Here is a 13,361-nt window from a genome sequence, read left to right on the forward strand (position 1 = left end):
GCATCACAGATATGACGACCTGCTACATGGCCCTAGTAGAGCACGGCGTGGGCTGTGATGACTGTAACGAGGTGTGAAATGAAACGAGCGAACGTTAGTGATCCAGTGGTCACATTCCAAGACGCCGAAGAGTTGGAGCGTCCAATAGATTCAGACGACATTGATCGAGAATCATTCCTCATGCGTGATCGCACCGAAGAAGAAGTAGTGGACTATGACCGGAGTTTTGTCGCTGGCTCAGAAGGAAAGGAGCCTGTGACGCTAAAGCATTCCGTGGCAGAGGGGCTGGGCCTAAGCTCAGGAGTGACGAACAAACACACTGAACACTTAATGGGCATCAGCTTGGTTCTTAAGAGTTGTGAACCGTCCCCAAAATTAGTAGGCCTGGCCCTTTTGGCGAAAGTGGCCCTCCTCGTTCTAAAGCGTGCGATCAGTGACCCAAACGCCTGTCAATGGCTGTTCGCGAGACACTTATTCTCCGCGGCCAAAGCATCTTGTAGGCAAGTATCAGGAGCCGAAGGTTGACCTGGGGATGCGGGGGTTTGTCGGCGAGACTGGCATGCCTGCTGTTGTTGGTTGTAGGTAGTCATGCAAGTGGAAGAGTCGGCTTTCCCCAATTGACCTCGGGTATTGGACGCCGCACTACGATCCTCGCTTCCGTTCTTGTAACATGCGTTGAAGATGGACTTAGCTTTACCTCTACAGATCTTGCCTTCATCCGAAGTTGGACAGACCTTGAGTAGGTTTTCTCGCACCGCACCGCACGATTGTTTGGTTCCCGTGGGGGACACACTATCATCATGATCTGAACCGGTGCCGGCGGCAGGATCAACACATCTGAACTGATTGTTAGTGCTGTCCCATATCAGGTTGATCTCAGGCTTCTTGCACTGTCCCGGCGCGCTAACCCATATCGAAGATAGCGTCAATAAAGCGACCAATATCCGGATTTTCATAAGGCCTCCATCAGGAAGCGCTGGTCAACACAAGGGCCCAACGAAGGTGCGGCACAGTCGCGACATCTCATATGATGCGACTGAACTGCTCCACGGAATAACTCACAGTCAAATCACCTGACGTTGCCTTGAGCCAAGGATGTGCAGGCGGTGTTTCTCTTCTTCGGATCGCATAGCATCGTATTCGTGAGGAAATTGGTTAGGTCGGCAACTTCAAGCTGCGGCCGCTCAGGTTAGGCCGGCAAGTCAGCAGATGGGGGGTAGTCGTGCTGTTGTCGCCCGAGATCGCCATCATACTTCACTGTACTTTTAAACAACTCATACCGCCCATCCTCGAATTGCTTTCCGTACGCCCGCAAGTGTTCTATCTGCTTAGCTGTCAGCGGGGTGAAGTTTTGTACGATCTTCAAATTCTGATCGAGGACCGCCATCGAATCCATACCACTGATGGTTGTTGAAACCCCCGGCAAGCTCATGGCGTAGCTCAAAGCCTCGGTTGGCGTCAGTGCGCCGCTCGAAATCATCTCGCCTGACCCGCCCATACTTTTCATACCGAAGACAGCCATCCCTCGCTGAGTCGCCACCGGCAGAACATGTTGTTGGAAGCTTCGATAGCTGTAGTCGAACGGATTAAGCGGCATCTGAACCGTATCAAAGGGATAGCCCCCATTCAGCATCTCGAGATGAATCGAAGGGTTCTTGTGGCCGGTGAACCCAACGAAACGAACCTTACCTTGCTGCTTCGCCGCGCTCAAGGCTTCCAGTACCCCGTCAGATGCGTAGCACTTTTCGGGATCGTTGTGATAAACGACCTCATGGACCTGCCAAACATCCAAATGATCGGTCTGAAGACGGGTAAGTGATTCTTCGAGCATGCGCATGGCAACGTCTCTCTTGCGACCGTGAGTGCAGACCTTGGTCATTACAATAGCTTTGTCGCGTTTTCCTTTCAACGCCGCCCCAACCCGTTCTTCGCTTACACCCTTGTGATATTCCCATGCGTTATCGAAGAAGTTGATTCCGTGATCCATTGCCTTCGCGATCATATTATTGACTTCAGGTTGGCCGGCGGCCGTCCCGAGATGGAATCCACCCATCCCCAAGATCGATACCTCGAGACCGGTCTTACCCATCGCACGACGGGGTACTTGAAATTCTGCAACTGGCGTGTCATATTCTCCAGAGAAATTTGGCACTTCTGGATTGATTGTGTTTTGAGCGACGTGGCTTTGGGCACCGGCGGTAGCGGAGAGAGCAGTCATCGCGCCTCCTATAGCGGCGCCTTTTAGAAATAGCCGCCTACTCACCTCTGACTTGGAATCATCATGTTCGTTTTTCACGCAAAACCCTCTGTACGATTGCAATTTATTCAGCCACGTCAGGAAATGGCCGCCCAGAATTGGTCGTCGAATACACCATCTGTTTCACTTCTACCGACTGCATATCGATAGGGAATTCGTGAGCCAGGCGAGCCTCCGGATTATCGTATTTAATCGAAGTCTTGTAGAGCTCAAAGTGGCCGTCTCCGGCATATGGCTTCGCGCGATCCCGCATGGACTGCATCTCAGCCGGGCTGAGAGGCGTGAAGTTTTGGGCGACGGTGAGATTTTGTTCAAGAATGTGGGGATCTGAGGCGCCAGAGATGGTCGTCGCAACGGGGAGACTCATTGCATATCGAAGGAGTTCTTCAGCTGTAAAGACCCCGCTTTGTACAGGCTCCCCTTTACCACCAATGGGCTTCATGCCAAGAGGTGCTATGCCGCGCTCAACCAGCACCGGAAGGACCATTTTCTCGAACGAGAAGAAATTGGCGTCAAAAGGGTTGAGGGGCATCTGCACCGCATCGAAAGGAAAGCCGGTATTCAACATCGCAAGATGGATAGCGGGATCTTTGTGCCCACTAAAACCAACAAAACGGACCTTACCTTGTTCCTTGGCTTTCCTCAGAGCTTCTGCAGCACCATTCGGGCGAATGAATAGTTCAGGATCATTCTGGAAGGTAACGCCATGGATTTGCCACAGATCGAGATGGTCAGTCTGAAGACGACGTAGGGACTGCTCCAGCATCTGCATGGCGAGACTCGCATCCCTCCCATGCGTGCAGACTTTCGTCATAAGAAAAGCCTTCTCCCGAAGCCCCTTCAGACCTTTACCTAACCAATCTTCCGACTTGCCTCGGTTGTATTCCCAGCAGCAGTCGAAGAAGCTTATGCCGCCGTCTACCGCTCGATGAACCAGACGAACGGCAGTCGGCTCGTCTTTCGCAGCTCCCAGGTGATGCCCACCAAGGCCGAGAGCGGAGATCTTCACGTTAGATTTCCCAAAATTTCTGACTGGTATTCCGGCGCTTGGCATGTCTACCCCGTGCTCCGTGCGATGCCGCCGAGAAGGGTTTAGATGGCTGGCGATCGCGGCACGAATCCTGAGACGCGGATCCGAGAGGCAAAGGCCTACCGCGATCTTAGAGAAACTCATGTAGAGTAGCGCTATCTAGAAAGACTTGCCGTGCTTGACGCAGGCTTCGTTTCAGGGGGAGGGCGCCTATGAAGGAAACACCAATTGAAATAAAGACGCGCACTACCAACGATTGGTTCGGTCGGTTCGCTGCCTGGGCTTCTGGTTGGTTGGGATCGAAGTGGGCATTCGCTGGGGCCGGGCTCGTCATTGTCATTTGGGGCACCACCGGTCCGGTGTTTCATTATTCTGATACCTGGCAGCTCGTGATCAACACCGGAACGACCATCATTACCTTTCTTATGGTCTTCCTCATCCAAAATACGCAGAACAGAGATGCGCGCGCGATCAATCTAAAGTTGAACGAGCTCATCCACGCAGTGGACAAGGCCAGGGATCAGATGATCGACATCGAAAATCTGAGCGACCTTGAGTTGGATGAACTGCAAATCCGCTATGAGAAACTTCGCGCCGCATGCAATGACCGTCAGAAACGGGATACGGTACCTTCTTAACCATGGAGTGAAACGCTCAATTCATTGAACCCAGCAAGTGGCGTTCGAGTCAATTTGAGGTTCCGTGTAGGAAACAAATAAGAAAGCCCTCCCAGCTTCGGGAGGGCTTTCTGCGGATCGTTTAGATAGAGGCTAAAGCTTCTTTTCCAGATCATAAGCCATGTTTTTGTGTGCGGCGACGGCCGTCTTTCCCTTGATTACGGCAGCACGAAATTTAGAGTCTTTGGTGTCTTTAGCCTCTTTCGTGAATGCGCTTAGCGCTTTCGTGTGATCGGAGACCATATCTTTCATGTATGCCTTGTCGAAATCATTGCCCGACAGCCCATTGAGCTTATCCAACTCCTTTTGGTGATCGGCGTCGGGACCCGTTGGCGGCGTCAGGCCCCATGCGTCGACAAACGGCTTCATGCTGGCCGTCATCTGCGTGTGCTCCGAAATCATCTTTTCCGCGAACGCCTTCACATCTGGGTTCGTGGCCTTCTGTTCGGCCAGTTTGCTCAGTGCAATTTCGTTTTGGTCCGACTGTGCAGCCATAGCTAGGAACTTCTTGTCGTCGTCACTTTGCGCTGTTGCGTTCGTGGGCATCATGCCGAACGCGAAGCTCAGGACGGCGCAGCAGATTATTTGAGTTGATCTTTTCATGTACTCTCCAAGGGCGGCATGCCGCCCAGTAACACCATCGAGTGAGAAGCAATCCTATGCTTCAGCGTTGCATGGCTCAGTAGAACCCACGTTTTGCTTTCGATGTTTGGAGCCCTCAGAGAGGGCTGTTTAACGACGATGCCGATTGCGTGGCTTCGCTTTTCGCGATCTCAACCCGTTCTTTCTTTAGATCTAGCCGGATCATTCCAAAGAAACTCATATAAACGTTCGCGACCCAAACCAAAGAGAAGAGAGCGATTAGATATCCGCGCCAATCCGGATATAAAAGCTGAAACCGAGTTATTACGAGGAAAATCAAAGCGACATAGTGACTGAAGCAATACTCACAAGTGAACAGATAGAAGAACTTTCGCTGATACAAGCGCCGACACTCTGCGCTTTTGGCATGACAGGTTTCGCGAAACTCGCGAATGACCTCTTCATGCGTGATAGTCCAGGCTATCGAAGCGACTGGGATCGCAAGGACAAACAAATAGATAAGTTGTTGCGTTATGCTCATAACTGTAGCCGCCTCCTAATCTCAAATCTTGTAGAAGGCGCTTCGTTCGAAGTTCGCAAGTAAGTCTTCCACGTCCTTGTAGACTTCAATGCACCCTGCATGCAGCAGCTCTTTCTCGCTCCAGCCACCGGTCGTAACTCCCACAGTCAAGATCGATGCCTTTCCGGCGGCCTCAGCGTCATAGGGTGTGTCCCCGAGTGCCAGCACCTCTTTGGGTGACAAGCCAAGTTTCTTCAGAGTCGCTTCGAAGATATCGGGATGGGGCTTGGATCGCTTCGCATCGTCGGCCGAACTGCTTTCCTCGACAAGATCTTCGATATTGGCGATCTTTTTGTAGACATCGAGCTCGCTTTTGTGTGCTGAAGAGGCGAGAGATATTGCTATTCCTTTTTCCTTCATACGCTCCAGCAATTCGCGGACTTTAGGGAAAGGCTTGACCTGATGTAAGTAGTCTCTACGAAAGATAAACTGTCGATATGCCTTCAGTGGTTCTTCTATGGCCTTCCGTTTCCACCAGGGAACGAAGACAGGTATCAACTCATCTCCACCTTTCCCTATCTGTCGGCGTGCATCTTCGAGATCAACTACGATGTCGGCGACGGCGAACGCATCTCTCCACGCGGCTGCATGAAGCCAGTTGCTTTCAACGAGCGTTCCGTCAATATCACATAAGACAGCTTTTACCACGGCCTACATCCGATCTTCACAAGGATGGCACTGCACCAAGCGAGCAGCGGTCTCCGAGAGAGACAGCCTAGTAGTGCTATTGCATTGTTTATCTTGAGCTCGAAGCAACAGCTTTGCCGTTATGCGAGTGGTCCTTGCTTTTGCCTACTTTGCCAACAGCTTCATCCTTGGGAGATGTAGTCGCCTTTTGGGCGTCATCTTGTTTCCCGCGGTCTTCGCCATCGATCTTGCCGTCAACATCGCCGACCGAAAGTCCCTTCCCACCCGCCATCTGCGATTCAACTGGGTGAAGTCCGAAGGTCGAGTTCCAGGGCCCACGCATATCGGTATCGCCTTCATTCCCGTCACCCGTAGACCCATTGAAGTACTCGTCCACGATTCCAGGGGTAGGCTTCAGAAGTCCAACGGAGAATGGCGACTTCTCCAAACTATCGAGTGCAGCCTGAAAGGCCTTCATGTGGGTGATTTCCCGGGTCATCAGGAATTGGAGGGTGTCGATGGTGCCCGGATCGTCTGTGTGATCGATAAGACGCTCATACACTATCTTGGCTCGCGACTCTGCCGCGATATTACTTCGCAGATCGACATCCAACTCACCGGTGATCTTCAAATAGTTAGCGGTCCAAGCGTTCCCCATTGAATCGAATAGACCTACTCCTCCTCCTCCAGCAATAGTGACTAGAGGATCCGCTTCAGCCGCCTCTCTGTTCGTTTTGAGAGGTTTTAGGTGCATGCGGATGAGAGCACCGACCACCTCCAGGTGACTCAACTCTTCTGTCCCAATATCCAGAAGGAGATCACGTCGTCCCAGATCATCTACGCAATTCCACCCTTGGATGGTGTATTGCATAGCGGCGGCCAACTCGCCGTTGGCTCCGCCAAACTGCTCAAGAAGCATGTTGCCAAACTTCACGTCTGGCTCTCCAATATTGACGGTGTACATCAGCTTTTTTACATGATGGTACATAGGGTGACTCCAAATTTAATTTGCGTGCTGCGTACCTTAGGTCAGATGCAAATCCATCGTATGTGGAGGGCCCCGACAGCGGGTCCCATCAAGCCTCTCTCTCGGCGTTAGGAGCGGCGGTGCGAATTGTTCAAGCGGTGAACAACTAGTACATCGCCGTTCTCATCAGACCGATTGCCGGCACGCAAATGAGCTGCGCATCTCATCCAGCGGCTGAAAGCTCACTTACTCGAAAGGTATTGGTCCATGACACTTCTTAGCACTGCCCTCCGTACAGCTGCGGCGATCGCACTCTGCTGCTGCTTCCAACTGAACGCCTCACAACCTGTACCCCAGTCTGGTACTGCACAAACAGCACCCGACAACTCGAATCAGAACAAGAACCAGGCGCCCACTGCCGACAATCAGTCGAATGCCCAGTCTGACCGAATGACAACAGCTAAGATTCGCAAGGCGATTACCTCGGATAAGACGCTTTCGACCTACGCCCATAATGTCAAGATCATCACTCTCAACGGATCCGTCACCCTCAAAGGGCCAGTGAAGTCGGACGAGGAGAAGGAGAAGGTTGCGGCCATGGCGGCAAACATCGTGTCTGCGGATAAAGTAACTGATCAGCTTACGGTCAAACCCTAAGAGTTTCGATAACTCAGAACATCACAAAAGGAGCACCATATGTCTAACAAAAACACAGCAGTATTCGGTATCTACGCAACCCCAGCGACAGCAGAAGCCGCCGTCGACCATTTGATTGCTAAAGGGTTTACTAACTCAGCTATCTCCGTACTTCTCCCAGACGATGACAGCACGCGGGCGTTCGCCCATGAGAAAGCAACAAAGGCACCAGAGGGTACCGCGACCGGCGTCACCACCGGCGGAGTTATTGGTGGCACGCTAGGTCTGCTGGCAGGTATCGGTGCACTGGCCATCCCTGGCGTCGGTCCTCTTATCGCGGCCGGTCCAATCATGGCATCGCTGGCAGGCGTAGGAATCGGCGGAACAGTAGGCGGCATCGTTGGAGCTTTGGTGGGCATGGGAATTCCCGAGTATGAAGCGAAGCGGTATGAGGGGGCGGTGAAAGACGGTGGCACACTCTTGTCGGTCCACTGCGACACTTCCGAGCAGATCGATGCCGCAAAGGAAGCTCTCAAAGAAACGGGAGCTCGTGATATCGCTTCTACTAGCGAAGAGGGTTCGAAGGAGACTGCCGGCGGGCGGGGAACCTTCGGAAACATTTCCGATGGCGAGCGACTCTCGACGGCACGGGAAGATGCGGTCCTCGATGATCGTGAAACCGTGACGGGAGTGCACACCTCTACGAAGTACTAGTAGCGATAGGTCTAATATACGCAGGCCCGCTCGTTAGAGCGGGCCTATCTTTTACGGAGGAGGACCCGACATGGAGCGCCCGAACTGTCGACACAAAGAGAGTTTAGAAGAAAGAGTGAGAGGTGCGGTTGCGCACGAAAAGGAGCTCGAAAGTAAACTCCCTGAACCTGAAGCGAGAAAGGAAGCACTCGAACAGGTTGAACGTGCGAGCAATGACCTGAAAGAGCACACCGAAACTTGTAGTCTCTGCTGCAAAGCAAACCAATAATGCTGCAAGGGTCGGTTACAGATGGCGCGAACCGCCGCCAAATCATAAGGTCTCATCAGCTCATCAAAAGGATCGACGTACATCGCTCAGATGAAGTCCTCGAGGCGGCCAACCGAAGACACAATATTCCTCTCTTAGAGGCTATGGATTCGGCAACTCGGCACCGCGACTCCTTTGAGGACCAGAGTCAGAAGCTCAAAGCGTGCGAAGAAAATTTACGAAGGCATCATCAACTGTCTCTGGCGGGGCGGCTGGTGGGTGCGACTATGCATGAAGTCAACAACCGGCTGGGGGCTCTGACAAACCTCATCTATCTTGCAAAGTGTGCAACGGCCTCCGAGTCGAAGGCCGTTGAGTACTTAGAAATAGCAGACGACGAGCTGCGCGGACTTGGAGAAATCACCAGCAAAAGCCTTGGGTTCATTCGCGTAGACAACGAAGCCAGAGATATTGATCTGGTCGAGTTGGCTGAATCAGCGCTTCATCTCCATCGTGTGAAGATCTCGAGCAAGAGAATCAATGTGCAGACAAGATCCGACGAGACTGTGATCGCGATGATCAAGCGAGGCGAGATCTTTCAAGTCCTCACGAATCTGCTCCTTAACGCCATTGATGCGCTTCCACACTCTGGCAGTCTACATGTACGAGTGATCCTCCGACAAAAGGAAGCTATCATGACAGTCGCAGACAACGGTGTCGGTATACCTGAGGCGATGAGAGATACATTGTTCGATTCCTTCAAGAGCAGCAAGGTGGAGGGGAACGGCCTTGGTCTCTGGATTGTGAAAGAGATAATTCACAACCATCGTGGAAGAATTCAATTCCGGAGCAGCACCCTGCAGGGCAAGAGTGGCACCATCTTTCGGGTGTTTTTGCCTATCAAAGAACTCGTTGCCTGATACTGTCCCGGAAGGTCGTAAACAGCCCTCTTCTTATGTGCCACCGCTCGACAGAAGCACCAGGACAGGGCACTCCGTTACATCCATCGGCCCCTTTCTAAGTTCTGGCGTACAGCGAGGAGATACTCGCCCCAGGGAGGACTGTGTCGTTGAAGGCTAGGCTCCGATGATGCGGGATTAGGTAGAGCGATCGCCGCAAATCTCTACGTTTGAGTGGCTGTTTTGACGCGCCTCAATGCGGTTTCCGCACATGAAATTCGTCGCTTTTCTACTGCAGCGTATTGAGATTCGGCCCGACCTATGAGCCTGGTGAAGTCGACTCCCTCAAGACGCGTGTCTGACCGAGCCGCTACGTGCAATGCGCTCCAGAGGCTGAGCTTACCGAGAATGCCGAGCGACAGAAACTCAAGAGCTTCGAACACCTCAAACGGGCCATTAGCACCATCACCGAGCTTGAATCTGCTCGCTTTTTCGGATAACCAGGCACCCAATTCTTTCAAAGTACTCTGACCGGTTCCTGTTTCCTCGGCGAGTTCTTTCAAAGTCTCGCGATCCTCAACAATCTCAGCGAGAAGGGAATCTAGAAAACTCCCTATGGGCTCATCTTGATGTTTAGTACGCATTGCACGAAGCAACTCAATGGCGAGATTAGCGCCGGCAAGATGGTCGTGTAGATAAGTTGCCAGCGGATCGTTCATGAAGGACCTATCTTTCCAATCGAGTGACACCCTACCAGTAGCTCACGAACATAAGCAACCCTTGTTCCTTCCGCTTGACGGGGTTGTGGTCTGGTCCTAGCGGCCTGCAAAGAAATCTGGCTCTTATCTCGAGCATATCTTCACTCCCCGAACCGCTTTTATTTCACTAGAACGCTACCCCCCGGCGAAATCCTGGGAAGCGCGGGGAACACGCTCACCTGCGGTTGTACAGCTTACCTGTCTCGTTCGCCTACCTTCGAGAGGCTCAAAAATCCGACAAGGTCGGCGCTCAGATAAAAATCGTATCGATCCCAGCACCCTTTTCATCGAATCTAGCTTCATATAAATGTCTACGCCTTCGCACGTGGGTGGGTTCAATAAGTATCACTTTTGGATGTGACCATGGAGCCACGAGTTTGGCTGCAGTTGGTTCAACGCAGTTTTGAGGATTGGAACGAAGACGATGCGCCTCGTCTCGGTGCGGCATTGGCCTTTTACACGATTCTTTCGGTGTCTCCTCTTGTCATTCTGCTGGTAGCAGCTGCCGCGATTATCTTCAGCAAATCGAGTGCTGAAGTCCATCTGCTTAGTCAAGTTCAAGGGATGGCCGGAACTGAAGGCAGAGAAGCTGTTCGCTCCATGTTAGCGAGCGGCCAGAAGGAGTCTGCTGGCATCTTTGCCACTCTCATCGGCTTGATCACGCTGCTGTTTGGGGCTTCCGGAGTGTTCGCAGAACTGCGGTCGGCACTAAACACTATCTGGGAGGCACCTCCTAAGACGAGCTCTGGTGTGTGGTCTCTGATTAGGGGCAGAATCTTTTCTCTCGGAATGGTACTAAGCGTAGGCTTCCTGCTCTTCGTTTCCCTCATCGCAAGTGCTGGATTCGACGCAGTCGCAAAATTTTCCGGCGACGTACTCCCTATTTCGCCGTTGGTGATGGAAGGCCTGAACTTCGCCTTTTCCTTCGTTGGAATCGCGGTTCTGTTCGGATTCATACTCAAATACCTTCCGGATACGCATGTCGACTGGAAGGATGTCAGAGTTGGAGCTACATTCACGGCTCTTCTCTTTACGCTAGGGAAATCGTTACTGGCCCTCTACCTTGGGAAAGCAAGTCCCGGATCGGCCTATGGAGCAGCAGGATCCCTCGTCGCAATGGTTATCTGGGTGTACTACTCCGCGCAGATATTTTTCTTTGGTGCAGAATTCACTCACGTTTATTCCATTTGGGCGGCAGGGAAGTCACCACCCTTGGCGACGTCAAAATCTTCTGCAGCAGCAGGGCCCTGAGCGGTTAGCTCTTATCTACATCTTTCGATGCAGTGATTCAATGAATTACCGCCAAGCCAAGCAAATATACTCTTGTCGTGAATTGGATTAACCGGTAGATCCGCTTACTCGACAACTTCGGTTGGATACGTTTTTAGGACCCTTATGATATGAACGTCTTGACGTACCTGGGATCAGATAGTCTGTTGAGCTGAAATCGTGTCCAAATGAATAAGAAATCTAATTTGACCGAAACGGCGAGGCTGCTGCGCATTGTCACCTTCGTCGTAGTAGTCGCCGCGCTCTACTTCGGTCGCAGCGTGTTTATCCCGCTGGCCCTCGCGTTATTACTTTCCCTGCTTCTGGCGCCGGTGATGACTTCTCTCGGTCGACTCCGGTTACCGCGTGTGGCTTCAATCCTCCTGATAGCCCTCTGTCTGAGTACGTTAGCTTTTGGGTTCGCCTGGAAGCTGTCCGTTGAACTGACAGATTTGGCAGGTCAACTGCCTGGCTACAAGACGATATTGGAAGAGAAGATCCATGTGCTAAGTGGATTACGCAACTCGAACTTCAGCAAAGTGTCAGAGACCTTTGGAGATCTTGAGAAAGACTTAGCTAAGGCCGGTTCAGAGTCCCCAGAGCAAGGTCATACCAAGAAGCCGCCTCCAGGATCCTCGCCCGATCGGCCACTGGCAGTAGAGGTCGTACCTCAGTCGAACACGATTGCCTATGTCGAAAACGTACTGGGCTCAATGGGGGCAGCGGGCCTTGTTGTTGTCTTTACAATTTTTGTCCTCATGGGGCAAGAAGACCTTCGCAATAGATTCATCCATCTGTCGAGCGGTGGCCGGCTGCATGTAATGACTCAGGCTCTCGACGAGGCAACACGTCGCATCCAGCGCTATCTGTTTTTGCAGTCGGCTGTAAATGCCGCTTACGGTTTGATCGTCGGGGTGGGTTTGTACCTAATCGGGATACCTGAGGCTTGGCTGTGGGGTCTCCTTGCGGCGATCCTTCGCTTCATGCCCTACATCGGTGCCCCCGCATCTGCTGCAATTCCAATACTTCTATCGCTCGCTGTGTTTCCCGGATGGGGACACGCGTGGGGCACCATGGCCTCTTTCGTTGCGCTAGAACTCATCGTAGCGAACTTTGTTGAGCCTCTTCTGTATGGGTCACAGGTTGGTCTCTCCGCTCTGGCGATTCTCGTCGCAGCCGTGTTTTGGACTCTGATATGGGGTTTTCCTGGCTTAATATTGTCTACGCCGCTAACCGTCTCCTTGGTCGTTATGGGACGGTACATCCCAAGTCTAAGTTTCCTTAAGATTCTCTTGGGCGACGAATCGGAGATATCGCGAGGCGATCTTTACTACCAGCGTCTGCTAGCTTCAGATCAAGGCGAGGCCAAGCTTGTCTTAGAACAGTATCTTCAGACCAAGTCCCTCGATGAGCTCTACAGCGAAGTTCTAATTCCGGCTCTCAGCCTCGTCGAACAGGACCGGCATCGCAACGAATTGGATGATGCCACACTAAGTTTTATTATGCAGAGCACACGTGAGTTGATCGAAGAGTTGAGTGACACCTCAGTGATCAACGTCGCCGAAACCCCGTGCCTAACAGACAGTTCAGCGAGTTGCGTTGTTTGCATCCCAGCACGAGATGAGGCGGACGAACTTGTTGGCCTGCTTTTGACGCAGTGCATCGAAAGAAGCGGGTTGAGCAGCCATAGCGTTCCTATCGGGCCAATTGGTGAAATGCTTTCGACAACAGCCGAACTTCGGCCAACCGTTGTCTGTATCTCCGCATTGCCGCCATTTGCAATCGAACACACTAGAGCGTTATATCAAAAGCTTAGAGCGAAATTTCCTGATCTCAATATCATCATCTGCCTGTGGCACTTTGCAGGAGATCTCGATAAAACACAACGCCGATTGAAGCTGTTCGACGGGCATTCAGTGCTGCTCACTCTCCCAGACGTGCTGCAATATGTGAGGGAAAAGGTCCAACGGCCCTCCGTCGGCGCTACCTCAACTGCGCTTGTGCAGGGCAGTGAGCTTATTGAAGATAAGAAAAGTCTAGCCGCCTCTATTTAGGTCGGTTGCCAGACGTTCACGAAGGCGTTCTGTTTGCTGCCTGAACGGAAGAACACCGCAAAGT

Annotated in this window: 12 protein-coding genes; 6 read left to right on the plus strand and 6 right to left on the minus strand. The window is 52.2% G+C overall.

Annotation, left to right across the window (positions count from 1 at the left end; all coding sequences use genetic code 11):
* Positions 1 to 1,189: 1,189 nt before the first annotated feature.
* Both RBB76_RS21555 and RBB76_RS21560 read right to left on the minus strand, forming a co-directional pair.
* Complete coding sequence (locus RBB76_RS21555) at positions 1,190 to 2,296, minus strand: aldo/keto reductase (RefSeq protein ID WP_433963471.1); 1,107 nt, start codon at positions 2,294 to 2,296, stop codon at positions 1,190 to 1,192.
* Positions 2,297 to 2,321: 25 nt separating this feature from the next.
* The gene (locus tag RBB76_RS21560) at positions 2,322 to 3,431 is read right to left on the minus strand and encodes an aldo/keto reductase (protein WP_433963472.1); all 1,110 of its coding nucleotides are present in this window, start codon (positions 3,429 to 3,431) and stop codon (positions 2,322 to 2,324) included.
* 68 nt (positions 3,432 to 3,499) lie between these two features.
* On the opposite strand from RBB76_RS21560, the gene RBB76_RS21565 reads away from it, so the two are divergent.
* Positions 3,500 to 3,925, plus strand: coding sequence for a low affinity iron permease family protein (locus RBB76_RS21565; RefSeq protein ID WP_429634421.1), 426 nt, complete (start codon positions 3,500 to 3,502; stop codon positions 3,923 to 3,925).
* Between the two features lie 132 nt (positions 3,926 to 4,057).
* Here RBB76_RS21565 and RBB76_RS21570 read toward each other — a convergent pair whose 3' ends face one another.
* The 3 genes from RBB76_RS21570 to RBB76_RS21580 all read right to left on the minus strand — a co-directional run bounded on the left by RBB76_RS21570 (position 4,058) and on the right by RBB76_RS21580 (position 6,741).
* The gene (locus RBB76_RS21570; RefSeq protein ID WP_433963473.1) at positions 4,058 to 4,567 is read right to left on the minus strand and encodes a DUF4142 domain-containing protein; all 510 of its coding nucleotides are present in this window, start codon (positions 4,565 to 4,567) and stop codon (positions 4,058 to 4,060) included.
* A gap of 541 nt (positions 4,568 to 5,108) precedes the next feature.
* Positions 5,109 to 5,774: an HAD family hydrolase gene (locus tag RBB76_RS21575; protein WP_429634419.1), complete on the minus strand. Its 666-nt coding sequence runs from the start codon at positions 5,772 to 5,774 to the stop codon at positions 5,109 to 5,111.
* An 88-nt stretch (positions 5,775 to 5,862) separates the two neighbouring features.
* Positions 5,863 to 6,741 (minus strand): manganese catalase family protein, encoded by an 879-nt coding sequence (locus RBB76_RS21580; RefSeq protein ID WP_429634418.1) that lies wholly within the window; start codon positions 6,739 to 6,741, stop codon positions 5,863 to 5,865.
* Positions 6,742 to 6,987: 246 nt separating this feature from the next.
* Between RBB76_RS21580 and RBB76_RS21585 the strand changes: the two genes are divergently transcribed.
* The 3 genes from RBB76_RS21585 to RBB76_RS21595 all read left to right on the plus strand — a co-directional run bounded on the left by RBB76_RS21585 (position 6,988) and on the right by RBB76_RS21595 (position 9,237).
* A complete protein-coding gene (locus RBB76_RS21585) occupies positions 6,988 to 7,377 on the plus strand; it encodes a BON domain-containing protein (RefSeq protein WP_260740537.1) in 390 nt (129 codons plus the stop codon).
* 39 nt (positions 7,378 to 7,416) lie between these two features.
* Positions 7,417 to 8,070 (plus strand): general stress protein, encoded by a 654-nt coding sequence (locus RBB76_RS21590; protein ID WP_260740534.1) that lies wholly within the window; start codon positions 7,417 to 7,419, stop codon positions 8,068 to 8,070.
* Between the two features lie 411 nt (positions 8,071 to 8,481).
* Positions 8,482 to 9,237, plus strand: a complete 756-nt coding sequence (locus RBB76_RS21595) for a sensor histidine kinase (RefSeq protein ID WP_433963474.1) — start codon at positions 8,482 to 8,484, stop codon at positions 9,235 to 9,237.
* Positions 9,238 to 9,440: 203 nt separating this feature from the next.
* On the opposite strand, the gene RBB76_RS21600 is transcribed toward RBB76_RS21595, so the two are convergent.
* Positions 9,441 to 9,935 (minus strand): hypothetical protein, encoded by a 495-nt coding sequence (locus tag RBB76_RS21600; RefSeq protein WP_429634414.1) that lies wholly within the window; start codon positions 9,933 to 9,935, stop codon positions 9,441 to 9,443.
* A gap of 402 nt (positions 9,936 to 10,337) precedes the next feature.
* Between RBB76_RS21600 and RBB76_RS21605 the strand changes: the two genes are divergently transcribed.
* Together RBB76_RS21605 and RBB76_RS21610 are read left to right on the plus strand one after the other, a co-directional pair.
* The gene (locus RBB76_RS21605; protein ID WP_429634412.1) at positions 10,338 to 11,225 is read left to right on the plus strand and encodes a YihY/virulence factor BrkB family protein; all 888 of its coding nucleotides are present in this window, start codon (positions 10,338 to 10,340) and stop codon (positions 11,223 to 11,225) included.
* A gap of 206 nt (positions 11,226 to 11,431) precedes the next feature.
* On the plus strand, positions 11,432 to 13,297 hold the full coding sequence (locus RBB76_RS21610) for an AI-2E family transporter (protein WP_429634410.1): 1,866 nt from the start codon (positions 11,432 to 11,434) through the stop codon (positions 13,295 to 13,297).
* Positions 13,298 to 13,361: the final 64 nt, after the last annotated feature.

The sequence above is a fragment of the Tunturiibacter psychrotolerans genome (genome assembly GCF_051013365.1).
Lineage (GTDB): Bacteria > Acidobacteriota > Terriglobia > Terriglobales > Acidobacteriaceae > Edaphobacter > Edaphobacter psychrotolerans_A.